Here is a 23,195-nt window from a genome sequence, read left to right on the forward strand (position 1 = left end):
TTTATGACCCTGAGGCTCTGCTGGCGATAACCGATTGAATAATTTTTAGCGCAGCAATGCGGCCGGCGACGATGGCGCCCTCGACATAGCCTGGAAATGACGGCGACAGCTCCGACGAGGCGAAATGGATCGGCGACGCGCCGGCGCGGATAATGCGTTCGGCGTCAGTTGCCGTCGCATCGGCGATCAGATCGCTGTAACCGCCGCCGCTCCAGCGATCCCCAGTCCAGTCGCGATAACTGAGATCGATAATGCCGGCCGCCTCGATACCGAGCGCCTGTTCCAGCTTTGACGTCACCTTTGCGCGTAACGCCGCGTCGTCCAGATCCCGCCAGCGCTGCGCCAGCGGCCCGCCGATGAAGACGACAAGTGCTGCATGATCCTCGTCCCTGCTGGCATCGCAGGCAAAAAGCCCGTGCGGGTCGCGCCACATCACCATGCCGCTCAAGCCCCTGTCGCGCCAGAAAGCCTTGGGGTAGCGCACCAGCATCTTGATCACCGCGCCGCTTTGCCAGACGCTGAGGGCCCTCTTCAGCACAGCCGGCAGCGGCGGCACGAAATCCACTCTCGAGGCCATCATCGGCGGTACGGCGACCAGTACCGCTCGTGCCTCGATCGCGCCGGCAGGCGACACGACGCGAACCCCTCCCGGCCCGTGCTCAATGGCCTCGACAGCTGTATTCAGCCGCAGTCGATCGCCGAGATCCCGCGCAAGATCATCCGCCAGCGAATGCATGGTTTCGCCCACGAAATACTGCAGCTCCGACACCTCATTGGTGATGCGGCGATCATTGTCGATCAAGTACCACAGCGGCAGCCTTTCCATTGCCAGGCACCACAGGCCCTCGATCATCGACCGAAAGGCGGCCTTCGCATCGTCGGGATCGGCCTGGCGATCGAGCCATGCCGCGACCGTCAAGCCGGCAATGGTCGGGTCGTTCGGTGCGATCGCGTTCATCCGCTCGCGCATTCGCATCGCGGTGCCGTAAGTGCGCCCGGCTTGCGCCTCGCCCATTCGCGGCTGCGTGACGAATTCGCCTGCGACATGGGTCTCGACCAATGTCTTGCCGCGCGCTCGTACCAGCGCCATTAATTCCGGCATGTCTTCGCACAGGAACTGGCCGCCGCTGTCGATCCGCTCGCCGAGCCCGTTCTGCACGGCTTCGACGCGGCCGCCGACTCGGTCGCGGGCTTCGAGCAGCACGACATCAATGCCGGCGTGGTTCAATTCACGCGCGGCCGACAGGCCGGTGAAGCCGGCGCCGACGATGGCCACATCGGCTCGTTCGATCTTGAACTTCATTAGCCGGCCTTGATCTTCTCGAATGTCAGGGGCCGGATCATTGTCTTCATTGCTGGGTCCACCCTCTTTTTGATGGTTCACGCCGGCCTGGCATCGCGGGCTGCGGAGTTCGGATAGTGCTTGGGGAATGCCGCAGACAGGAACTCGTTCGCGGCCTGCAGCGCCGTCTCGCGTGTGGCGTCCTCGGTGCCCATCATCAAATGCAGCCACAGACCATCCAGCATGGCGCTGAGCGCCAGCGCCATGACTTGCGGCTCATAGGCATAGAAGCCGCTCTGCTTAAGCGCCGCGCAAAGATCGATGAAGATGTTCTGGTAGACGGCATCGCGTGCGCTGCTCAGCGCCTGATATTTCGGTCGCGATTTGGCCTCGCCCCAGAAGGCACACCAGGCAGCCAGCTTCCGCTTGTTGCAGATCGAGCGGTCGAAATCGGCCGCCACCAATGCCTGCAGCTGGCGGGCGGGATCATCGCCGGCCCTTTGCAAGGCGCTACGCCAATGCGCCGAATATTCGTCATGCATGTATTGCAAAGTGGCGACAAGCAGCTTCTCCTTGCTCTCGAAATGGAAATTGACGATGCCGCGCGACAGGCCGGCGCCGTCGGCGACGTCGGCCATAGTCGTTTCCGAATAGCCGCGCTTGGCCAATGAATCGATAGTCGCTTCGATCAGTTGAACCTGCCTCGTCTCTTTCGACGCTTTGCGGCCGCGCTTATCGGAATCGCTTTTTCGCGCCGGTTCGAGGAGGGCTTCGCGCGCCTCTGTTGTCTTCATCGGGTAACGGTCTCCAGCATCGCCGGCCAGCCGACCGGCTTCGGCCGCGAAGATCAGTGGGACGGTGTTTGCCACTGTCAAGCACCTTCTGCATGGCTGCCCATATTCGAATGTTCTCGTCGAGATTGCATCCTTGGAGAAAACGACGTCGGAAGGCGCCGTCGGCGAAAGGCAACGATCCCGGCACGCGGACCAGATCAGCGCCGCCGAGTCCGCCTGCAGCGGACCTTGGGTCGAGATCTACGCCATGCGCGAGCTGCAGTACCAGAAGCTGATGAAGCGGGCCAAAATCGTGGCGCGGCCGTTCGTCAGGCTCGACCGCCGCACCGCCAATCCGCCCGCGGATTTCTGAGCATGTCCGACGAAGCCGAACGTCATGAGGATGACGCCGAAGCCGCCGAACAGTGGCAGCTGGTCAACACGCCGCTCGGCGAAAAATGGTCGGGCCGCACCCGCTATGCCGCGGCCATGTTCTTCTACAAACGCGGCGAGATGAGCGCTGAAACGCTGGAGGTCTACCGCATTTGTGCGAGGCTGGACTCGACCGATCCGCTGCCGATCATCCGCGATCGCGGCATTGGCCAGGACTGGCTTAAACGCATAGGTTTTGAATAACTCGCCCTGGGGCGTGTTGAGATTCAGGTCAGGCCGAGTCGAAAATTGTGGGTTCCGAGAACCGGAGCGGAGCGTATTTTTGGGTGCCCTAGCCGATGGTCTTTTCCAGCATACTGAGCCAATTGCGATAGGCGATCTTCTCGATCAACGCGCGCCCGAAGCCGCGTGCTGCGAACGCGTCGAGCAGCTTCGGCAGGCCGGCAACGTCGCCGATCACGGCAGGAATCATGGCGCCGTCGAAATCCGAGCCGAGGCCAACGCCGTCTTCGCCCAGCGCCTGCAGCAGCGAATCGACATGGCGCACCATGATGTCGAGGCTGGTATCGGCGTTCATCCTGCCGTCCTCACGCAGGAACCCGGTGGCGAAGTTCAGCCCGACCATGCCGCCCGAGTCGCGGATTGCGCCGAGCTGCCATTCGGTGAGGTTGCGCGAATGGCCGCAAATCGCGTGCACGTTGGAGTGGGTCGCGACCAGCGGTGCATCGCTGATTTCGACGACGTCGCGAAAACCTTTTTCGTTGAGATGCGAAAGATCGATCATGATCTTCAGCTGGTTGCAGGCTTTCACCAGCGCCTTGCCGGCATCGGTCAGCCCTGGCCCTGTATCGGGCGACGACGGAAAACGGAACGGCACGCCGTGGCCGAAGGCATTGGGACGGCTCCAGACGATACCGAGCGAACGCAGGCCGGCTGCGTGGAGGACGTCAAGCAGGGTGAGCTCAGGATCGATCGCCTCGACCCCTTCGATATGGAACACCGCCGCGATCGAGCCTTGCGCCATCGCCTTCCTCACGTCGCCGGCGCTGCGGCAAACGGTGAGCGCCGAAGCCCGCTCTAGCCTGAACAGGATCGAGGCCATCGCCATGGTGGAGTTGAGCGCATCGGCGCGCGGAACCTCGGGCGGCAAGGGCTCGCTGTCACTCGGCGCCAGCGGCACCGAGCCGCGTTTGGATTTCTCGACAGGCGGCGGGAAGATCGCGAACATGCCGCCGGCAAATCCGCCTTTCTTCGCGCGCGGCAGGTCGATATGGCCACCCGGCGTCCCCTCGACGAACAGCTTTTCGACGTCCGCATCCTTCGACTGGTAAAGCCTGAGCAGCGTATCGTTGTGGCCGTCGAAGACGGGAACGAGATCGGATTCGGTCATGGAGGGCCATTCGGTTGAAGTGGTCGGGCCGCAGACGGCGAGCCGGTTTGTTGGCAATACTTAGGCAAGACGGGCGCTCTTCGCAAATCCCGCATGTTGCCGCTGTGTTTGTACGCCTCCAATGGCCGAAGAGGCCCGCGGTAAAGCCGCGCACCCTTTCTCCTGTCATTCATCGATGGCTGTCTCTTACCGCTTCAGCACGTCCGCCCATTCCGGATGGCGACGGAACTGGGCATTGGCGAACGGGCAAAGCGGGATGATCGTTTTGCCCGCCGCACGCGCATCCTCGACGGCACGGGTGACCAGGCGAAGCCCCGCGCCCTGGCCGCGAAATGCATCCGGCACTTCGGTATGGTCGATGATGATCTGGTGCTCGCCGATCTTGGTGAAAGTCATCTCCGCCTCGGCGCCGCCCGGCCCACGCAGGAGATAGCGGCCCTTCGAGCCGCGGTCCTCCAGTTCGATCTCCGGCAATAGGTCAGACATGGCTTGCGGTCCTTTCGTCCGGCGCCACGGCGAACAACCGCCGCGCCGCCTCGATCTCGCTCGGCCGCACCTCATGGCCGCCGTCATGCCACTCGACTGTGACATCGGCGCCATCGGCGCGCAAATAGGCTTCGAGCCGCACCGTCAAATTAGGCGGACAGATCGGGTCCCGCCTGCCGGCGGTGACTAGGATGTGACTGCCGCCAAGGCTGCCCTTGACCTCCGGCTCGAACGGGATCAGCGGATGCATCAGCACCGTTGCGTCGAACAGCGACGGCTCGGCAAACAGCACCGAGGCCAGGATGTTGGCGCCGTTGGAGTAACCGAGGCCGAGCACCGAAGATGGCTTTGCCGCCTCGACATGTGCCTTGACGAAGCCGGCCATCTTCTCTGTCGCTCGCGTAAGGTCGCCCATGTCGTAGACGCCCTCGCCGGCGCGGCGAAAGAAGCGTGCAGCGTCTTGTTCCGAAACATCGCCGCGCGGAGCGACGATCGTCGCTTGCGGCACAAGATCGCGTCCAAGCGACAGAAGCTGGGCCTCGTCGCCGCCGGTGCCATGGAAGACGAAGAGCAGCGGTCCATCAGGCGAACCGGGCAGCACCTTGTGAATATACGAATCCTTACTCACGACGTTGCCCTCAGTCTTCCAGTTTCTGCAGATGCTGCTCGAGATAGGGCCGCAAATGCTGGTGTTGTGACGGCAGCTTCAGCGCCTCACCAAGATGGGCGGTGTCCTCGTCGCGGTCGAAGCCGGGCTCGTTGGTAGCGACTTCGAACAGCACGCCGCCCGGTGTGCGGAAGTAGATCGCCCAGAAATAGTCGCGGTCGATTACCGGCGTCACCTGATAACCGGTATCGAGCAGCGCCTTGCGCACTTCGAGCTGCTTGGCGCGGTTCTCGACGGCGAAGGCGACATGGTGGACCGAGCCGGCGCCGAGATTGGCGAAGCCGGCCCCTGGCAGCGATTCGATATCGACGACATCGGCGCCGTTGCCGTTCTTCACCGTTAGCCGCCTGACATTGCCGGACTTGTCGACCTCCTCATAACCCATGAATTTCAGCAGCTCTTCGGTGGCGCCACTATCTTTCAGCCTGAGCGACACTGAGTGAAAGCCGCGGATCGCCTCGTCAGTGGGAATGCCACCCTTGGCCCAGGGCGCTCGGCTGTCCGCTCTGTCCTCGACCAGCGCAAAACCGTCGCCGTCGGGACCGGCGAAGGCAAGACGCTTCTCGCCGAACGTCTCCTCGCGAGAAAGCCCTGTGACACCTTGCTCGGCAAACCGTTTCTCCCAATAGCCGAGCGTGCCCTCGGGCACCGAGTAAGTGGTTGTGCCGACTTCGCCGACTCCATGGCGGCCCTTGCCGATGTTGGGGAAGGGGAAATAGGTCATCACCGAGCCGGGCATGCCGACCTCGTCGCCGTAATAGAGGTGGTAGACGTCGGGCGCGTCGAAATTGACGGTTTTCTTGACCCGCCGCAGGCCGAGCGTCCCGGTGAAGAATTCATTGTTCTGGCGCGCGTCGCTGGCCATCGAGGTGACGTGATGCAGGCCCTTGACCTGGTCGAGCATGTTTCTGCTCCTTCCCTTGTACTGGTGCGGCCCTTGCCGCTGTCCACGCAAATATGAGGATCCGGCTCCTGGCCGCAAAGATGGCAAACACAGAATGGACTGTGCTGTTAAAGTGAACGATCAAGCAGGTTTTGTTCACCATTCGGCAAACTGGACCGGCTTGCATATTCGCCGAAATTGCGCTCCATGAGCGACGTAGCCGGCATGAGGATATAGCGGTTGATTGGAAAACGCCCCAACATTCTCCTGATCACCTGCGACCAGTGGCGCGGCGACTGCCTGTCGGCTGCTGGCCACAAGGTGGTAAGAACGCCGAATGCCGACGCGCTGGCTGCCGAGGGCGTTCTGTTCAAGAAGCACTATGGCGGCGCCGCACCTTGCTCGCCGGCACGCGCCTGCCTCTACACCGGCCTCTACCAGATGAACAATCGTGTCTGCCGCAATGGCACACCGCTCGACGCCCGCCACGGCAACATAGCGCTCCGGGCGCGCGCCCTCGGCTATGATCCGACGCTGTTCGGCTATACTGATATGGCAGGCGATCCGCGTACGCTGGCGCCTGGCGACCCGCAGCTGAAGAGCTATGAAGGCGTGCTGCCCGGCTTCACCGTACGCCAGCTTCTGCCCGAGCACCAGAAGCCCTGGCTGTCATGGCTCAAGGCGCGCGGCGTCGATGCCGGCGCCGGCTCCCCCGACATCCACCGCCCGACGGGCGAAATCCGGGAAAACGACGGCGGGGTCAGCAACGCCCCGCCAATCTATTCGAAAGACGAGACGCCGTCGGCCTTCCTGGCCGGCGAATTTATCCGCTGGCTCGGCGAACAGGAGCGCGATGCGCCGTGGTTCGCGCACCTTTCCTTCATCAGTCCTCACCCACCCTTCATCGTGCCGGCGCCTTACAACGCCATGTACGATCTGGCCATCGGTCCAGCTTTTGACCGCGCCGAAAGCTGGCAGGCCGAAGCAGCAAGCCACCCTTATCTCGCCTATGAACTTGACCGGCAGGAACGGTCGAAATTCCGGCCCGGCTCGGAGGGCAAGGTGCGCGACTGGGGCGACGATAATTTTCGCCGCATCCGGGCGCTTTATTACGGCATGATCTCGGAGAGCGATGCGCAGCTTGGCCGGGTCTGGCAAGCAGTCAAGGCGGCCGATGCATGGGACGACACCGTCATCGTGCTGACCTCCGACCACGCCGAGATGATGGGCGACCATTTCATGCTGGGCAAGGGCGGCTTCTTCGACGGCAGCTTCCATATTCCGCTGATCATTCGCGATCCGCGCCGCCGCAAGGCTGTCGGCAGCAGCGTCGACCGCTTCACCGAGGCGGTGGATTTGGCGCCGACCTTGCTCGAGCTCACTGGCGGCGAAGTGCTGCCGCATCTCGACGGCCGCTCGCTGGCGCCTTTCCTGGACGCGACGGAGCGGGACGCCTGGCGCGACGCGGCCCATTGGGAGTTCGATTTCCGCTCGATCGCGGATGGTGATGCCGAACGGTATTTTGGCATCGGTCAACGCCAGTGCAATCTCGCCGTCATCCGTACGGAAAAGTACAAATATGTGCATTTCGGCGGTGGCCTGCCGCCCTTGCTCTTCGACCTCGAGAAAGACGCCGGCGAGGTGACCAGCGTCGCGGACGACCCAGCCTATCTGCCGGCGCGGCTGGAACTTGCCGAAAAGCTCCTTGCCTGGCGGGCCGAGCATCTCGACCAGTCGCTGGCGCTCGCCGAATTGACGCATGACGGCGTTACCGGCCATGTCGCGGGCCTGCCTTTTGCGTCGACATGAGAAAGCCCGCGCCGTTGCCGGCGCGGGCTTACCTGTCGACTGAGATGCAGCTTAGCGCATGATCATGCGCTGTTTCTCGCGATTTTGCGCATAGCTGGCCTTGTCATAGGGGGCCTGCGCCTCAAGCTGCTCCTTGGTGAAGTTCGTGTAGAGATAGCGCTTGCCGTTCTTGTCGGTCATGAATTTCAGGTCGTCCATGCCGACCGCCACCTCCTTCTCGCCGATGCCAAGGAAGCCGCCGACGTCGATGATGACTGCGTCGACCTTCTTGTCGCCGCCCAGCACGATATCGCCGATCTCGCCGACGTTGACATCGTTGGCGCCGTAAACGGTTGTTCCAACCAGATCCTCGGCCCGGATTTCGCCTATCGGCATTTCAGTCAGTGTCGACTTGTCGATCGACCCGGTCTTGGTCTGGTCTGCCGTCGTTGCGGGCGCTGGGGCATTTTGAGCCGTCTTACTGGCCTGATCAGTGTTGTTGGACGTCGCAGTGTTATCGGTCGTGGCAGTGTTGCTGGCCGTCACAGTAGGCGTGACGACGGCTGGCGCATTAGCCGCGGCATCGTTCGACGCTGTGGTCGCCGGGGCCGGATCATAGGGCTTGCGGTCGAAATCCGGCTGCGCCGTCAGCTCTTCCTTGGTGGTTTGGGCAACCAGCCAGCGATCGCCGTTCCTCTCGGCCCACTGCGCCTTGTCGAAATCATAGGCGACGTTCTTTTCACCTATGCCGAGGAAGCCGCCGACACCGATGACCAGCGATTGCGCCTTGGCTTCCTTGTTGATGACGATGTCGTTTACGTCGCCGATGTTCTGGGCGTCGTCGCCGGTACCGTTGTAGACGGTCTCGCCGATGATATTGGTGGCAAGATTGCCTTCCGCACGCTTCACGACCGGAGCGGGGTTGTTACCGGCCGGCGCCGCCGGGGCGTTCTGCGCCGTATCGGTGGAGGTCGACGGAGCGGCAGGAGCCGTAGCCGTGGTGTCTGTCGCCGCAGGCGCCGGATCATAGGGCTTGCGGTCGAAATCCGGATGAGCCGTCAGCTCATCCTTCGTCGTTTGCGCTATCAGCCAGCGATCGCCATTTCTTTCGGCCCATTGCATCTTGCTGAAGTCGAAGGCGACGTTCTTGGTCCCAATGCCGAGGAACCCGCCGACGCCGATGACGATGGATTTTACCTGGCCGCGTTCGTCGAAGACGACATCGGTGACCTTGCCGATATTCTCTGCATTGTCGCCGGTGCCGTTATAAACCGACTCGCCGATGATATTGGTGACAAGACTGCCCTCGGCGCGTTGCACCGGAGCGGCTGGAGCGGAATTCTCTACGGCGGGTGCTTGCGCCGGCGCCGGGGTCGTCGCCGATTGCGCAAATGCACCCGTCGCAATCAATGTTGCGACTGCTGTCGTGGTTAAAAGGGTGCGGATCATCTTAGTGTCTCCTCGTCGGTGATTTCGTGCACGCCGTACCCGCATAGCGTCGCTGCGGGCGCAGCGTCTTCTGCATGTTCACAACGTTGTGACCACACTGTTGTTCCGAAAAAAGCCGTGGCGCACCCGGTGCCATGTCGAAGGTTCTCGGATTCGCCACGCTGGTCGAAAGGAACATTTTCTCGGCCGCCCCGTTCCACTCCCGGCTGGGACCCCGTCCCGGCCGGATAGGTGTTGGAAAAATGGAGCGGCCATGCGGTTTGCAGCGGTGCTGAACAAGGACGGCGGCACCCTGCGCACCATCGATCTTGAGGCCTTCGCCGGCCGGATCCGCGGTACGCTTGAGACTGCTGGTCACTCGATCGATATCGACATCGCCGCCGGCAAGGATATCGTCGCCACGCTGGACGACATAGCTTCCAGGCGCGGCATCGACGTCGTGCTGGCGGGCGGCGGCGACGGCACCATCTCGGCCGCGGCAGCCCGTTTGATGAATGGGGAGAAGGCGCTTGCAATTCTGCCGGCTGGCACAATGAATCTTTTTGCGCGCGGCCTCGGCATTCCGCAGACCCTTGATGCGGCACTGAAATCGTTTGCCGACGGCGAGGTGATGGCAATTGACATTGCAACAGCCAACGGCCGGCCTTTCGTACATCAATTCTCGATCGGCATGCACGCCAGGATGGTGCAACTGCGACAGAAGATGGAATTCGGCTCGCGGCTGGGGAAGATGCGTGCCTCGGTGCGGGCCGCTTGGGCAACGATCAACAACCCGCCGGCCATGAACGTAACGCTGACGGTCGGTGAGGCCGAGATCAGAACGCGGATCACCGGCATCGGCATCACCAACAATCTGTTCGGCGAGGGCCACCTGCCCTATGCCGATAATCCGGCAGGCGGCGTGCTGGGCATCTATGTCACCGTGGCAAGGCGGCGCGGCGAGTTGATCAGGTTCCTCTTTGACGTCGCCCGTGGGAAATGGCGCGGCAACGAGCATGTCGAAATCCATCAGGCAAACCGCGCCGTTTTGAAAATCCATTCGACGAACAGGAAAGTTCAGGCCGTCATGGACGGCGAACTGGTAAAGCTCGATCGCGAGACGACCATCGAAATCCATCCGCGCGCGTTGAATGTTCTCGTCCCGGCGCGCGCTGTCGAGGCAAAGGTTGCCTGACGTGGGATGCGTGATGTGGGGTTGCGTGATGCAAACTGGCGCGAGCGATGGAGAGAACCTAGCCGCTGGGCGTGTTGCCCTGTTCGGTCTTCGGCGTCTCGATCATCCAGCCGTAGATTTCGGCGACGCCCCAGGCGATAAAAGTCAGCAACAGCGCGGCGATCAGGATACGAAGGACATGCCGACCCCGCCGCCCTTGACGGGCTTTGTTTTCAGGAATGGTTTTTGGCATTGTCTGGCTCCATATTTGGCGCCGGCAGGCGTAACTGGCGGGGCGTTGGCTGGTAACGGTCCCCCGCCGCGAAAGTTCCGGCTCTGCAAGGCAGCAGACGGGCCGGTTGGTCTGACCAATCAGCGGAGCCGGCCACCGGGGGCATAGTGGACGACAATAGCCAGAACACGCCGGGCCTGCCGGCCGATATTCGCCGTGTGGTGGGCGCTGCGGACCGCCTTGCCGTGCTGCACGGCCTCGACACGCTGGACGGGGCTGCCGACCCTGATTTCGATCGTATCGGCGGTCTTGCCGCTTCGGCTATGCAAACGTCTGTCGCACTGATCACGCTGGTCGATGCCGAGCGGCAGTGGTTCAAGTCCTGTATCGGCCTCGACGAGACCGAAACCGCAACCGAGACATCGTTCTGCGCCTATACCATCGCAGCCGGCAACGTGCCGATGGTGGTGGCCGACGCGGCGGCGGATCCGCGGTTCAAAGCCAATCCGCTGGTCACCGGCGAGCATCATATCCGCTTTTACGCAGGCGTGCCCATCGTAATCGACGGCGCGCTGATCGGCACGCTGTGCGTGCTCGACCGGAAGCCGCACGCACGTCCCTCCTCTGTCCAGCTCGACCAGCTGTCGGCGCTGGCCGGCCTTGCCGCCAGCCTGTTCACGCTGAAGGATGCAACCCGCAGTGCGGCGATTGCCAAGGCAGCACTGGTTCGAGAGGAAAAGCGGCGCGCTATCGCGCTCGACGCGGCTTCGCTTGCCAGCTGGGCATGGGATATCCGCAGCGATATGATCGACTGCGATGTCCTGCTGTCCGAATTGTTCAACCTGCCGAAGTCGAACAGGCTGAGGGCGCGCGACATCCTGACCGCCATCGACCCGCGCGACGTTCACCAGACCGAAACACGCTTTCGCGACGCGCTGACCGGCAGCGACGATTATTTTGGCGAATACCGTGTCAAAGGCCTCGATCCGCCGCGATGGATCGCAACGCGCGGCCGCGTCATAGAGCGCGACGGCGAGGGCAAGCCAACGCTGATCTTCGGCGTCAACTACGACATTACCGAACGCAAACTTGGCGACGAACGTCAACGGCTGTTGCTGCGCGAGCTCAATCACCGCGTCAAGAACACTTTGGCAACCGTACAGGCGCTGGCGACGCAGACCGTTCGCCATGCCCGCCAGCCAAGCGAATTCCTCGAAGCCTTCAGCGCCAGGCTGCAGGCACTGGGCGTTGCGCACAGCCTGCTGTCGGACCGCGAGTGGCGCGGTATCGGCATCCGCGAGCTGGTGGAGATCGAGCTAAAGCCGTTCCAAGCCGCCGGACAATCGCGCATGGCGATCTCCGGCGCCGATGTCCTGCTGTCACCCGACCAGGCAGTCGGGCTCGGGCTGATCCTGCATGAACTGGCTAGCAACGCACTGCAATACGGGTCGCTCTCGGTTTCCTCCGGAAAGGTCGATCTCGATTGGAGGGTACAAGGCAGGAAGGGCGCACGGCGTCTGTTGCTGGCCTGGCGTGAAAGCGGCGGCCCACGGGTTGCGCCGCCCGAACGCCATGGCTTCGGCTCGATCCTGATCCGCCGCAGCCTGGCCAAGGTCATTTCCAGCGAGGTGACCCATGAATTCCGGCCGGAAGGCGTGGTCGCCGAAATATCGATTCCGCTCGAAGATTTGTGACGCCAGCATTTTGCGACCGGCGCCAGAATCGTTTGCCCCGAACTATCCCTCCGAACTATTCCCGTTTGCCGGTATCCGGATCATCGGAGCCGCGCTTCACGTTCTCGCGGTAGATAGCGTAGGCGGCGAGTGCTATCGCCGGGCCGAGAATCGCGCCCAGTCCGGCCTTCCCCGGGCCACCTTTGCCCTTGAGCAGCGCCGGCAGCACGGCGAGTACCGCAGTGATGCCGATAGCCTTCATGTCGGCGTTGCGTCGCTTCGCCCGGCGCCTAGCGCGCGAGCCGGCCGACATCCGGTAGACGAGCAGGATGAGACCGGCGATTGCCAGAAAGCCGATCCCGAAGCTCAGGGAAGCTGCCATCGGCCCATAGCGGGCCGCCGTCCAGATATAGGCCGCCCCGACGAGGAAGCCGAGGCCGCACAGCGCCGCGAGCGCTGCGACCGAATAGACAATCGCAGCGACGCGTGCGCGTTGCACCGCCGCAATGGTTTCGCCCGAGGCAAGGCCCGAGATCAGCGATGCAAGCATTCCCATGCGTGCAGAACTAACGGCGCGCGAGAAGAGCGAAGAGGAATCCGACGCCTGCGGCGATCGCCAGCGAAGTCACCGGTTTTTCGCGCATATGCGCTATCATCTGCGCCTCGATGTCCCTGGCGTTGCTGCGCAGGCTGTCGAAGGCTGCCTCGCCCTGGGTTCGCAACTGCTCGACGCTTTCGGCGGCGGCTCGCCGTGCTGCCCCGTAGCCATGTTCGCCAGTTTTGGCCAACAGCTTGGTAAGTTGGTCGATGTCGGCCTTCAATTGTGCGATGTCGGCCTCAATATCGGAATTCGTGCGGGCTTCGTTCGCGGCCTTTCCTGCGGCAGTCGCCATTGCTTCACTCTCCATGCTTTTGCTCGGTCGAAACGCCCGACAGACCCCAAGGTTCCGGCACGAACCTCTTCTAACCCTATCTCCAGCAGCGCGCGTTGCAAATGCCTTGCATGGGCCGACGCCGACGCATCCGCGCCGGCACGTCTTTTTTAAATGACAGCATGCCAAATAACGATCATGACTTCCCCCGTTTCACGATAGAGACGAATTTAAGGAGATATTGCTGCGTGCGCCCATCGCTTGACGGTTTGCGGATTCTTATCCTGGAAGATGAGTTCCTGATTGCCATGGATATCGAGCAGCTTTGCCGCGACTACGGCGCGCTCGATGTGGTCATCGCCCGTGATCTGACTGAGATCGAACAGCAAGACGTTGCCGCGCAATTCGATGTGGCCATCGTCGACCTCATGCTGAGCGGCGTTTCGACGCTCCAATTTGCTTCGCGGCTGCGTGAAGCGGGCATCCCGTTCGTCTTCGCCTCGGGCTATTCAGATACCGACGAGATCAAGAAATCCTTTCCCGGCGTCAGGCTGGTCACCAAGCCCTATTCGGGAGACGATCTCGTCGAGGCAGTGGTAACGGCCTGCAGGCGCACGCCTCTTCGCTGAGGCGCGGAGCGGTTCGAACACGCCGCGCTTCACGCAGCCGTCGACCCGGTTACCTGAGCCGAAATTGCGTCCGGGCCATACTCGTCTTCACCGGAGATCTTCAGGATTTCCTGCAGCCGTGTGCGGGCGCGGCTGACGCGGCTCTTGATCGTTCCGACGGCGCAGCCGCAGATCTCGGCCGCTTCCTCGTAGGAGAAGCCCGACGCGCCGATGAGGATAATGGCTTCGCGCTGGTCTTCTGGCAGCAACTCGAGCGCGCCGCGAAAGTCTTCGAGGTCAAGCTGGCCGTGCTGGGCCGGGTGAACGGCAAGCCTGGCCGTCATGACGCCATCACTGTCCTGCACCTCGCGGCCGCGCTTGCGCATCTGCGAATAGAATTCGTTGCGCAAGATCGTGAACAGCCATGCCTTCAGGTTGGTGCCGGGCTGGAAGCTTTCATGCTTGTCCCAGGCCTTGACCAATGTTTCCTGCACCAGGTCGTCGGCCTTGTCGGCGTTTTGCGTCAGCGACACGGCAAAAGCCCGCAGGCTCGGGATCGAGCCGAGCAAGTCGGTCTTGAAGCCCTGGGAGACGGCCGCCATGCCTCAGTCCTTCTTTTGTACAGGTTCGGCCTTTTCCAACTGGCTGAGCAGTTGGGCGAAGCGATCCGGCACATTGTCGGAGACCAGCTCGTCATAGTATTGTTTGAGTTTGCGGCCGATTTCCGAGTTCGGCCCAAGCGGGTCGCGGGAAGCAGCCCGGCGCCCGTTGCCAACGCCACCCATGGTAGCTTTCGTCATGTTCTTCATTTCGCCCTTTTGTCCCAGCCTTAAGCCGCCCTTCAACACACAGCCTCGTCTGGTTGCCCAACCCGCCTTTAAACGCCAGCCTCACATATTAGTTCCGCACGATTGGAACCTTTTTCAAGGAGCCAGCGTTTCAATTGCTAGGCATGCAATCACGTCATATGAGGGAGACGTCCACTATGAGCCTATCAGCAACCATCGCTCCGCACCTGCCGTTCCTGCGCCGCTTCTCGCGCGCCGTATCCGGATCGCAAGAGAGCGGCGACGCGCTGGTCGCCGCAATGCTCGAGGCCATCATTGCCGATGTCGACATCTTTCCGGACGCATCGAACGACCGCATCGCGCTCTACAAGGTCTTTGCCAAGCTCTTCACCTCAGTGGCCATTCGCGTTCCGCAGGAGCATGCCCAGTCGGCATGGGAACAGCGTGCCGCGGCCAATCTGAATGCAATTGCGCCTCGCCCCCGCCAAGCCTTTCTGCTGGTGGCGGTCGAAGGCTTCAGCGAAGACGAGGCGGCGGAGATTCTCGACGTCGACGAACAGGAATTCTCCGAACTCCTCGCGCAGGCGAGCAACGAGATCTCCCGTCAGGTGGCAACCGACGTGCTGATCATCGAGGATGAGCCGCTGATCGCCATGGATATCGAGGAAATGGTCGAAAGCCTCGGCCACCGCGTCGTCGGAACGGCGCGCACCCACGCCGAGGCGGTGGCGATGTTCGGCAAGGCGCGGCCAAAGATGGTGCTTGCCGATATCCAGCTTGCCGACGGAAGTTCGGGCATAGCGGCCGTGAATGAGATCCTGTCGTCGACCTCGGTACCGGTGATCTTCATCACCGCCTTTCCCGAGCGCCTGCTCACCGGCGAGCGGCCGGAACCGGCTTTCCTGGTTACCAAGCCGTTCAATCCGGACATGGTCAAGGCTCTTATCAGCCAGGCCCTGTTCTTTGACCGGCACGCGAAAGCCGCGGCATGAAACAGCCGGCGGCCGAACTGCGGCCGCCGGGATAGCCACTCCCTTGGATCAGATGGGGCGTGACGCCGGCTCAACTCACTGGCAACCAACTGGGGCAACCAACTGGACCTTTCCACACACCGCGGCAATTCGGGCCCTGAAGATTTTCAGCATCGTCTTTTTCGGAAAATGGTGGAACAAACGGAGGCGAATCACGTTTTCACCGCAGCATTGGAAGGAGATCGATCATGCTTTACTGGGCGCTCGTATTTCTCGTCGTGGCGATCATCGCCGGTGCGCTTGGTTTCGGCGGTATCGCTGGCACCTCGGCCGGCATAGCGCAGATATTGTTCTTCATCTTTCTCGCCTTCCTGATCATATCGCTTATTGCCGGCCTGATCAGACGAGCGTGAATGCCAAGCGGCCATTCAAGCGAACACTGGAAGCCGCACCCCTCAAACGGTTTCCAGCCACCGCCGGGCAGTGTCCTCCAACGGGATGCCGCTCGGCGGACCGCTTTTTAAGGCTTGATACGAAGCTCCTCCTTTTGGAACCCATTTTTCCGCGAACCGTTCAGCCCGACATGGGTTGAGCAAATTGACCGATGCGTTCCAGAGTCGGAAAAATGAAAGACCGCGGCCAGAGTGATGAGATCATCGCTTTGCATCCTGCCGAAAGCGGGATGCAGCTTGGCCGGGCCCTTCTCCATGCACTGCACAATGCCGGGATTTCCGTCCTGTACCAGGATCGCGAGATGAAGACGGTGTGGGCGCGCAACATGCGCGCGCCCTGGACTTCCGATGCCTCCGACAACAACGGCATCTTGCCGCCGGCGCAGGCGGAGCGTATCGGCGCCGCCAAGCACGACGTCATCGCATCCGGCAATCCTCAACATCTTGAACTCAGCGTGCCGGCCGATGACGGCGCCCGCTGGTTTCAGGTGTGGATAGACGCCGACCGCAGCGAGACCGGCGCGGTGCAGGGCGTCGTGACCACCATGGTCGAAACAACCGAGCAGAAACGCCGGGAGCAGACGTTGAAGGCGCTGCTGCGCGAAGTCAGTCATCGCTCCAAGAACCTTTTGGCCATCATCCAGAGCATCGCCACCCAGACGGGCCGTTATTCCGGCAGCATTGACGATTTCCTGACGCGCTTCCGGGGCCGATTGCAGTCGCTGGCCTCCTCGCAGGATTTGGTTACGTCATCCAACTGGCGGGGAGCGGCGCTGCGCGAGCTGGTTTCCGGTCAGGTCGGCAGGTACGGCGCGGATCCCTTGCACAGCCTACGCTTCCGCGGCGCAAATCCATATCTCAACCCCAATGCCGCCTTGCACATCGGCTTGGCCATGCATGAGCTCGCCGTCAATTCGGTCAGCTATGGCGCGCTGTCGCGCAGCGACGGTTTCGTCGAGGTGACGGCCGATCTGACGGCAGCTTCCGCTGGCGAGCCTGCGCTGTCGCTGACATGGGCCGAAGTGATCGGAGCCAACGACAATCAGCGCAGTGAGAAGCGTTTTGGCAGCGTCGCGCTCGAACGCGTCGTGCCCACTTCATTGAATGGAACGGCGACACTTGAGATCACCGGGAACCGCCTCGAATACCGCCTTGTCGTTCCTCACGGCAATTTCGAGACGGATTAACGAGCGGCGGTCTGCGCGCGAAGGCTTGCTGCGCATCGCCATCTTTAACCGACTGTTCACCATAAAGTCCGATCCTGTCCGAACGTGCCGATCCACCGGATTGAGTTTGGCACAAAATGAAGGGAATGGGCCTTGACGGCTGCCGACTTGAACAGACTGGAACAGGCCGCTCGCGTCTCGATGGGCGGTTTTCAGGATCCCGACGCGTCCGCAGCGCCCGCGCCTCGTGCTTCGCCCCTCCGCTTCGCCGCCGTCGCGCTTATGGCCGCGATCGTCCTGACCGCCGCGTCCCAACTGATCTGAATCGAACTCGCCTCTGCTTGATCGCTTTGAAACCACTGCCCGAGTGCTCGGCCGTGCCCGTTCGCGGTCACCGACCTGCAGGGCCAGGCCCAACATGCCGTCGCCAGATGCCTTGCCGTCGATCCGGCGAGACCGACTATGACAGGATCGTCTGGAACGTGCGTCCCAACGGCACGCTCGATGCGTCCTTGGAGATTTCCGGGTTCGTGGTAGCATCGAACGGCGCACGCCCCGAAAAAGACTATCTTAATCAACAATGAAATCGTGCGGGCAAAGGCCGTACTTTCATGCTAAATGGCGGCTGGAGCTTATTAAAGTGAGGACAAAAGTGAGGATGACTCCATGCGGAAGATGATTATTGCCATGGTTGCCGTGGTTGCGGTCAGCGGCTGCACCACCACGGAAGAGAACGTGGGTATCGGCACTGTGGGCGGCGCGCTCATTGGTGGCGCTGTCGGCGGCGGCAAGGGCGCTTTGATCGGCGCCGGCGCTGGTGCGATTGGCGGTCTGCTCGTTCGCCGTCTGCAAAATGGCTACTGCCAATACAGAGATCGTCACGGCCGGATTTACACAGCTCGCTGCAACTAGTTTCGAGTTCCAGGCGAACAGCAAACGCGGAGGCAGACCACCTGTCTCCGCGTTTGCACTTCCAAAGCGCTGTCGCGATGCGGCTCACTAGACGGCGTTTCAAGCCGGCAGCGGAACCTTGATTTCCACGTTCAAGCCGTTTTCGTGAAAATCGCGCCTGATTGTGCCACGCAACTCGCGTGTGACGTTGAGATCGATCAGTCTGGTGCCGAAACCGCTCTTCGCCGGTGTCTCGAGCTTCCTCTGCCCGGCCTCGCGCCAGTTGAGAGCCAATGTCCCGGCTCCGCCGCGGCCTTCGAGCGACCAGTCGACCTTGAGCGCACCGACTGAATTGCCGGTTTCGCCATGCTTCAGCGCATTCGTCGCCAGTTCGTGAAAGACGAGGCCGAGTGCCTGCGTCGTCTTTTCGTCGAGAAGAACCTCCGGTCCCGACAACAGCCCTTCAGGAAGCTCGCTTCCGAACACCTGGCCAAGCTCGATGCGCAGCAGGTCGCCGAGATCGGCTTTCTGCCAGCGTGAGCGCGTCAGCATGTCCTGGGAAGCCGCCATCGCCTGCAGCCGAGCCGAAAATGATGCCGAGAACTCTTGGACGTCGGCGGTGTGCGATGCTGTCTGGCGCGCGATTGCCAGCACCCGCGTGATCGAGTTCTTGATGCGATGCTTCATCTCCTGCAGCATCAGGTCTTTTTCCAGCAGGCTCTTTTCGGTCGTTTCGTGAAGCAGCGAGACCGCCTCATAGGCCCGCTCCTGATAGCGGGCCACCAGCGCGATGGCGCCCGCAAGCAGTAGCCCGAACAATCCGAGCATCACCGGAATGGCACGCGAGGAAGGTTGCGAGAAAGCACTTGTCGGCCTGAACAGGACGACCCACGGCCGACCGGCAACGGTGATCTTGCGGGTGATCAGCAGCCTGTCGCCAAGGGCTGAAACAGGCGGCGTTTCCGACTGGAACAGCAGGTTGTCACTGTTCACAGCGCCGTCATAGATTTCGGTGTTGACCGGCAACAGAGGTGCCCGGCTGAGCGCAGCCTGGAACAGGTCCCGGGAGCGGAAGGCCGCATAGAGGAAGCCGGCAGTCGAAGATCTCGATGCGTTGACGGCGTCCGGCGCGGTTTCGACATTGAGCCGGACGAAGACGAGGAACCCGGTGAAGGTCTGCGCGGCACCCGTATCCTTGCCGAGCTGCACGAGCCCGCTGGCGTGCAGCTGGTCGTCGACCATCGCCTTTTCGATCGCCTCGCGCCGCACCGGCCCGGTGAACATATCATAACCGATGCTGGATTTATTGGACGGGTCCAGCGGCTCGAACAGCACGATGGGCGTACGCCACGGCAAGTTCGTGTCGGGATAGATCGGATGGCTTGCGCCGTGATCGTGCAGGATATCGCGCTCGACCGCCGCCTCGTTTTCAGTTTTCGCCAGGCGGAGGAAGCCGATGCCGCGCAGGCCGGCGAAATTATTGTCGATGTCGAGCGCGTTGAAGAAAGCCTTGAACTCGCCTTGCGAGATACCGCCATTGCGCGCATCGAACAATGCCCGGGTTGAGCGCAGCAGCGACAGGTCCAGGTCGATGCGGCTTTCGATCCGGTTAAGCGCGTCGTCCGCCGTCGCCTCGAATTTTATACGGGCGGCTTCCTGGGTGGCAAAATAGGCAAAACCCGCCATCGTCAGGCTGATCAGCGCGACGGCGATGAAAGCTACGGTCGGAAAGAGTTTCTTCAATTGCCGATACGTCCCGTGGACGGTTCGGCATCTTTATGGGCAACTCCCGACGCCAACACAATGGCGAGACCAAAGCATGGTGACTGCTGGCACATTTTGGCGACTTGTGATTAGCCGGCTAATTCTCGTTCAGGCCGCGATCTTCAGGGCGCCCGGCCCTGGGATGGCGCCGGGCGGGCACTTGCCGAGGATGATCATACCGAGCACCTCGTCCTGGGTGACATCGGTCGTGCGCGCCGTGCCGACAACCCGACCGTTCTTCATGACGCAGACGCGGTCGGCAAGCTCGAACACGTCATGGATGTCATGGCTGATCAGGAAGATGCCGATGCCGTCGGCCTTGAGCTGCCTGACCAGTTCGCCGACCTGTGCCGTCTCCTGCGGCCCGAGTGCCGCTGTCGGCTCGTCCATGATCAGGATGCGGGCGTTGAACAGGATGGCGCGGGCGATCGCAACCGACTGCCGCTGGCCGCCCGAAAGCTTTACCACCGGCTCCTTGAAGCGTTGGAAGCGCGGATTGAGCCTGCCCATCACCTTGCGCGCCTCAGCCTCCATGGCGACGTCGTCGAGCGTACCCCAGCCGGTCATCAGCTCACGGCCGAGAAACAGGTTGGCAGCCGCGTCGACATTGTCGGCCAGCGCCAGCGTCTGGTAGATCGTCTCGATACCGTACTTCTTGGCGTCGCGGGGATTGGAGATCGAAGCCTCCTCGCCGTTGACGAAAATCTGGCCCGCATCGCGCTTGTAGGCGCCGGACAGGATTTTTATCAACGTCGATTTGCCGGCACCGTTATGGCCGAGCAAAGCCATCACCTCGCCCGGAAAAAGATCGACCGAGGCATCGTCGACGGCGCGAATGCCGCCGAAGGCGATCGAGATGTTGCGCATGTCGATCAGCGGCGTGCCCGTGGGAGCGGTCCTGTCTGCCATGCTCGTTCTCCTCACTAGACCCGTTTGCGATAGACGGTATCGAGCCACACCGCGACCACCAGCACGGCGCCGACAACGATGCTCTGCAGCGGCGAATCGATGCCGAGCAGCACCATGCCGGATTGCAGCGACTGCATCAAAAGCGCGCCGAGCATGGCGCCGAGCACCGTGCCGGAGCCGCCGGCGAGCGACGTGCCGCCGATCACGGCCGCCGCGATGACCAGCAGCTCGTCCAGGGTCCCCAGCGCATTAGTCGACGCGTTGAGGCGCGCCGATGCGATCGCCGCACTGATCGCGGCCAGCACGCCCATGATCATGAACACCTTCATGGTGACCCAGCGTGTGTTGATGCCGGCGAGTTCGGCCGCTTCCGGATTGCCGCCTATGGCAAAGACATAGCGGCCGAAACGGGTGCGTCTGGTGATGAAGGTCATGACGATGCCCGCGGCCACGGCCATCAGCACAGGTATGGCGATGCCGTGGGCGATGAACAACCCGCCCTCGGGAACGGTGATGCCGTTCTGCTGGGCATATTGGCGTACGATGCCGACCGGCCAAGGATAGGAATTGGCGATCCACACGGCGCCGAGGATGGCGGCGCAGGCTATCACGCCGAGCAAGCTTTCCGCCCAGACAGGGCGCAGCGGAAAGTTGAAGCGCTTGCGCTGCGAGCGGCCGTTGAAGAGCATGAAGGCAACGGCCGCGCAGGCGAGGACACCGACGATCCAGCTCCAGGTGGCGCCGATCGAGCCCCGTGGTCCGCCGCCCATCAGCTGGAAGGTCCTGTCCAGCGGCGCAACGGTGCGCCCGCTGGTGATCAGCCACGCCATGCCGCGCCAGACCAGCAATCCGCCGAGCGTCACGATAAAGGCAGGAACCTGGAGATAGGCGATGATGAAACCCTGAAACGCTCCGATAGCCAGGCCGAGCACCAGGCCGGCGGCCAGTGCGATGACCCACAGCCAGGGGCTGCCAAGCTGAAATCCCATGATGCGGACGAGGAATTCGGCCTGCGCCACGCCCATCACCATGCCGATCACGCCTTCCACGGAGCCGACGGAAAGATCGATGTTGCGCATCACGATGACCAGCACCATGCCGGTCACCATGATCGCCACCGACGAGGTCTGCACCGAAAGGTTCCAGAGATTGCGCGGCGTCAGGAAGAGCCCGCCCGACAGTATGTGGATCCCGACCCAGATGACCAGCAGCGCGCCGACCATGCCGAGCATGCGCGTGTCGAGTTCGGTTGCCTTGAGAAATCGGGCAACGACGCCGAGCTCCGATTCCCGCGCCCGGTCTGCCGTCGAGCTGTCGACCGGCGTGTTGGAAGTCGTGTCGGTCATGATGTTTCTCCCGCCGGGTTGCCGTCTGCCGCGGATGCCGGAAGCAGCCTAGAAGTTATCCGCCGGAAGCGGAAAAACAATTCTTTCTTGAAAAAACGCCGCGGCAAGCGGCCGCGGCGTTCGGACTTCTCGGAAACTCGGATCAGTTGCAGACCGGAACAGCGCCCGCCGCCACGCCCGCGCAGACCTCTTCTTTCTTGATCCAGCCGGCGTCGATGACGACGTTGAGGTTGTCCTTGGTGATGGCGACCGGGGTCAGGAACAGGGACTTTACGGTGTTGCCGCCGGGCGTGGTGAAATCCTTCACGCCGGCAATGTCGGTCATCTGCTTGCCGTCGGCCAATTGTGAGGCGATCTCGGCGGCGTTCTTGCCGAGCTCGCGCGCGTCCTTCCACACCGAGACCGTCTGTGTGCCGAGCGCGATGCGATTCAGCGCGGCGTGGTCGCCGTCCTGGCCCGAGACCGGAACCGATCCAGCCAACCCTTGCGCCGTCAGTGCGGCGACGACGCCGCCGGCAGTGCCGTCGTTAGCGGCGACCACCGCATCGACCTTGTTGTCGTTCGCGGTCAGGAACTGTTCCATGTTCTTCTGGGCGTTGGCCGGCAGCCAGCCGTCGGTATAGGCCTCGCCGACATTCCTGATCTTGCCGCTGTCGATGGCGTCCTTCAGCACTTCCATCGAACCGGCAAAAAGGAAATCGGCATTCGGATCGGCGCCCGAGCCCTTGATGAAGACATAGTTGCCTTCCGGCTTCACCTTGAACACGTCGCGGGCCTGCATGCGGCCGACTTCCTTGTTGTCGAAGGTCAGGTAAAAGACGTCCTTGTTCTCGATCAGCCGGTCGTAGCCGACAACCGGAATACCTTCGTCCAGCGCCTTCTGCACGGCCGGCCCTATCGCCGAGGCGTCCTGCGCCAGGATGATCAGTGCGTTGGCGCCCTGCGAGATCAGGCTCTCGACGTCGGTGAGCTGCTTGCCGGGGTTGGACTGTGCGTCGGCGGAAATATACTTGTCGCCTGCGGCCTCGATGGCCGCCTTCATTGCGGCTTCGTCGGTCTTCCAGCGCTCTTCCTGGAAGTTCGACCAGGAAACGCCGATGACCTTGTCCTTAGCCTGCGCCACCGACGCAAGCGCCAGCGTCATGGCGACACCCGCCAGAATGGCGGTCGTGAATTTCTTCATCATATCCTCCCTGCGCCGCGTACGGCGTGACCAATTGGCCCCAAAGGCCAGCTTAGAGGCGCTAATTTTTTCGAGC

At 62.2% G+C, this 23,195-nt stretch carries 27 protein-coding genes; 11 read left to right on the forward strand and 16 right to left on the reverse strand.

Going from position 1 to position 23,195, the window contains the following annotated elements; translation table 11 throughout:
- Nucleotide 1: 1 nt before the first annotated feature.
- Nucleotides 2-1,303 (reverse strand): flavin monoamine oxidase family protein, encoded by a 1,302-nt coding sequence (locus NKI50_RS14815; protein ID WP_352641781.1) that lies wholly within the window; start codon nucleotides 1,301-1,303, stop codon nucleotides 2-4.
- 77 nt (nucleotides 1,304-1,380) lie between these two features.
- A complete protein-coding gene (gene betI, locus NKI50_RS14820; protein WP_352641819.1) occupies nucleotides 1,381-2,076 on the reverse strand; it encodes a transcriptional regulator BetI in 696 nt (231 codons plus the stop codon).
- Between the two features lie 133 nt (nucleotides 2,077-2,209).
- On the opposite strand from betI, the gene NKI50_RS14825 reads away from it, so the two are divergent.
- Both NKI50_RS14825 and NKI50_RS14830 read left to right on the forward strand, forming a co-directional pair.
- Nucleotides 2,210-2,428, forward strand: coding sequence for a hypothetical protein (locus NKI50_RS14825; protein ID WP_352641825.1), 219 nt, complete (start codon nucleotides 2,210-2,212; stop codon nucleotides 2,426-2,428).
- A gap of 2 nt (nucleotides 2,429-2,430) precedes the next feature.
- Nucleotides 2,431-2,691, forward strand: coding sequence for a hypothetical protein (locus NKI50_RS14830; RefSeq protein ID WP_023720906.1), 261 nt, complete (start codon nucleotides 2,431-2,433; stop codon nucleotides 2,689-2,691).
- Nucleotides 2,692-2,779: 88 nt separating this feature from the next.
- On the opposite strand, the gene NKI50_RS14835 is transcribed toward NKI50_RS14830, so the two are convergent.
- The 4 genes from NKI50_RS14835 to NKI50_RS14850 form a co-directional block, all read right to left on the reverse strand.
- Nucleotides 2,780-3,838 (reverse strand): dipeptidase, encoded by a 1,059-nt coding sequence (locus NKI50_RS14835; protein ID WP_352547168.1) that lies wholly within the window; start codon nucleotides 3,836-3,838, stop codon nucleotides 2,780-2,782.
- 186 nt (nucleotides 3,839-4,024) lie between these two features.
- Nucleotides 4,025-4,324 carry a GNAT family N-acetyltransferase gene (locus NKI50_RS14840; protein ID WP_352476216.1) on the reverse strand — a complete coding sequence of 100 codons (300 nt, stop codon included), beginning with the start codon at nucleotides 4,322-4,324 and terminating at the stop codon, nucleotides 4,025-4,027.
- Entirely contained in the window at nucleotides 4,317-4,952 is a 636-nt protein-coding gene (locus NKI50_RS14845; protein WP_023720909.1) for an alpha/beta hydrolase, read from the reverse strand. The genes NKI50_RS14840 and NKI50_RS14845 overlap by 8 nt, the downstream gene beginning before the upstream one ends.
- Nucleotides 4,953-4,962: 10 nt before the next feature.
- A complete protein-coding gene (locus NKI50_RS14850; protein ID WP_023720910.1) occupies nucleotides 4,963-5,895 on the reverse strand; it encodes a VOC family protein in 933 nt (310 codons plus the stop codon).
- A gap of 219 nt (nucleotides 5,896-6,114) precedes the next feature.
- Between NKI50_RS14850 and NKI50_RS14855 the strand changes: the two genes are divergently transcribed.
- The gene (locus tag NKI50_RS14855) at nucleotides 6,115-7,683 is read left to right on the forward strand and encodes an alkaline phosphatase family protein (protein ID WP_352641776.1); all 1,569 of its coding nucleotides are present in this window, start codon (nucleotides 6,115-6,117) and stop codon (nucleotides 7,681-7,683) included.
- Between the two features lie 51 nt (nucleotides 7,684-7,734).
- Here NKI50_RS14855 and NKI50_RS14860 read toward each other — a convergent pair whose 3' ends face one another.
- Complete coding sequence (locus NKI50_RS14860; RefSeq protein WP_352717006.1) at nucleotides 7,735-9,111, reverse strand: PRC-barrel domain-containing protein; 1,377 nt, start codon at nucleotides 9,109-9,111, stop codon at nucleotides 7,735-7,737.
- Between the two features lie 253 nt (nucleotides 9,112-9,364).
- Between NKI50_RS14860 and NKI50_RS14865 the strand changes: the two genes are divergently transcribed.
- A complete protein-coding gene (locus NKI50_RS14865) occupies nucleotides 9,365-10,285 on the forward strand; it encodes a diacylglycerol/lipid kinase family protein (protein WP_352641771.1) in 921 nt (306 codons plus the stop codon).
- 58 nt (nucleotides 10,286-10,343) lie between these two features.
- Here the strand turns inward: NKI50_RS14865 and NKI50_RS14870 are convergent, their stop codons facing one another.
- On the reverse strand, nucleotides 10,344-10,517 hold the full coding sequence (locus NKI50_RS14870) for a hypothetical protein (RefSeq protein ID WP_023678549.1): 174 nt from the start codon (nucleotides 10,515-10,517) through the stop codon (nucleotides 10,344-10,346).
- 146 nt (nucleotides 10,518-10,663) lie between these two features.
- Here NKI50_RS14870 and NKI50_RS14875 point away from each other — a divergent pair, with 146 nt between their 5' ends.
- Complete coding sequence (locus NKI50_RS14875; RefSeq protein WP_352634114.1) at nucleotides 10,664-12,190, forward strand: sensor histidine kinase; 1,527 nt, start codon at nucleotides 10,664-10,666, stop codon at nucleotides 12,188-12,190.
- A 55-nt stretch (nucleotides 12,191-12,245) separates the two neighbouring features.
- Here NKI50_RS14875 and NKI50_RS14880 read toward each other — a convergent pair whose 3' ends face one another.
- A complete protein-coding gene (locus tag NKI50_RS14880; RefSeq protein WP_023678547.1) occupies nucleotides 12,246-12,725 on the reverse strand; it encodes a hypothetical protein in 480 nt (159 codons plus the stop codon).
- A gap of 10 nt (nucleotides 12,726-12,735) precedes the next feature.
- A complete protein-coding gene (locus tag NKI50_RS14885; RefSeq protein WP_023678546.1) occupies nucleotides 12,736-13,062 on the reverse strand; it encodes an ElaB/YgaM/YqjD family protein in 327 nt (108 codons plus the stop codon).
- A 110-nt stretch (nucleotides 13,063-13,172) separates the two neighbouring features.
- On the opposite strand from NKI50_RS14885, the gene NKI50_RS14890 reads away from it, so the two are divergent.
- Nucleotides 13,173-13,670, forward strand: coding sequence for a response regulator (locus NKI50_RS14890; protein ID WP_348625935.1), 498 nt, complete (start codon nucleotides 13,173-13,175; stop codon nucleotides 13,668-13,670).
- Nucleotides 13,671-13,699: 29 nt separating this feature from the next.
- On the opposite strand, the gene NKI50_RS14895 is transcribed toward NKI50_RS14890, so the two are convergent.
- Both NKI50_RS14895 and NKI50_RS14900 read right to left on the reverse strand, forming a co-directional pair.
- Entirely contained in the window at nucleotides 13,700-14,251 is a 552-nt protein-coding gene (locus NKI50_RS14895; protein WP_023678544.1) for a sigma-70 family RNA polymerase sigma factor, read from the reverse strand.
- 3 nt (nucleotides 14,252-14,254) lie between these two features.
- Nucleotides 14,255-14,458 carry a NepR family anti-sigma factor gene (locus NKI50_RS14900; protein WP_023678543.1) on the reverse strand — a complete coding sequence of 68 codons (204 nt, stop codon included), beginning with the start codon at nucleotides 14,456-14,458 and terminating at the stop codon, nucleotides 14,255-14,257.
- Nucleotides 14,459-14,634: 176 nt separating this feature from the next.
- On the opposite strand from NKI50_RS14900, the gene NKI50_RS14905 reads away from it, so the two are divergent.
- The 5 genes from NKI50_RS14905 to NKI50_RS14925 all read left to right on the forward strand — a co-directional run bounded on the left by NKI50_RS14905 (nucleotide 14,635) and on the right by NKI50_RS14925 (nucleotide 17,938).
- Nucleotides 14,635-15,429: a response regulator gene (locus tag NKI50_RS14905; RefSeq protein ID WP_023678542.1), complete on the forward strand. Its 795-nt coding sequence runs from the start codon at nucleotides 14,635-14,637 to the stop codon at nucleotides 15,427-15,429.
- Nucleotides 15,430-15,656: 227 nt separating this feature from the next.
- Entirely contained in the window at nucleotides 15,657-15,821 is a 165-nt protein-coding gene (locus tag NKI50_RS14910) for a DUF1328 domain-containing protein (protein WP_023678541.1), read from the forward strand.
- A 191-nt stretch (nucleotides 15,822-16,012) separates the two neighbouring features.
- Nucleotides 16,013-17,047, forward strand: coding sequence for a sensor histidine kinase (locus tag NKI50_RS14915; protein WP_023678540.1), 1,035 nt, complete (start codon nucleotides 16,013-16,015; stop codon nucleotides 17,045-17,047).
- A 132-nt stretch (nucleotides 17,048-17,179) separates the two neighbouring features.
- Entirely contained in the window at nucleotides 17,180-17,350 is a 171-nt protein-coding gene (locus NKI50_RS14920; RefSeq protein ID WP_023678539.1) for a hypothetical protein, read from the forward strand.
- A 342-nt stretch (nucleotides 17,351-17,692) separates the two neighbouring features.
- Complete coding sequence (locus NKI50_RS14925) at nucleotides 17,693-17,938, forward strand: YMGG-like glycine zipper-containing protein (RefSeq protein WP_006328050.1); 246 nt, start codon at nucleotides 17,693-17,695, stop codon at nucleotides 17,936-17,938.
- Nucleotides 17,939-18,037: 99 nt separating this feature from the next.
- Here the strand turns inward: NKI50_RS14925 and NKI50_RS14930 are convergent, their stop codons facing one another.
- From NKI50_RS14930 to xylF, 4 genes are all read right to left on the reverse strand, one after another.
- Nucleotides 18,038-19,660: a CHASE domain-containing protein gene (locus NKI50_RS14930; RefSeq protein WP_352641767.1), complete on the reverse strand. Its 1,623-nt coding sequence runs from the start codon at nucleotides 19,658-19,660 to the stop codon at nucleotides 18,038-18,040.
- Nucleotides 19,661-19,789: 129 nt separating this feature from the next.
- The gene (locus NKI50_RS14935) at nucleotides 19,790-20,590 is read right to left on the reverse strand and encodes an ATP-binding cassette domain-containing protein (protein ID WP_023720922.1); all 801 of its coding nucleotides are present in this window, start codon (nucleotides 20,588-20,590) and stop codon (nucleotides 19,790-19,792) included.
- Nucleotides 20,591-20,604: 14 nt separating this feature from the next.
- Nucleotides 20,605-21,936, reverse strand: a complete 1,332-nt coding sequence (locus NKI50_RS14940; RefSeq protein WP_352641765.1) for a sugar ABC transporter permease — start codon at nucleotides 21,934-21,936, stop codon at nucleotides 20,605-20,607.
- A gap of 142 nt (nucleotides 21,937-22,078) precedes the next feature.
- Nucleotides 22,079-23,119, reverse strand: coding sequence for a D-xylose ABC transporter substrate-binding protein (gene xylF, locus NKI50_RS14945; RefSeq protein WP_352641763.1), 1,041 nt, complete (start codon nucleotides 23,117-23,119; stop codon nucleotides 22,079-22,081).
- Between the last annotated feature and the right edge of the window lie 76 nt (nucleotides 23,120-23,195).

Source organism: Mesorhizobium sp. M0563 (assembly GCF_040321065.1).
Lineage (GTDB): Bacteria > Pseudomonadota > Alphaproteobacteria > Rhizobiales > Rhizobiaceae > Mesorhizobium.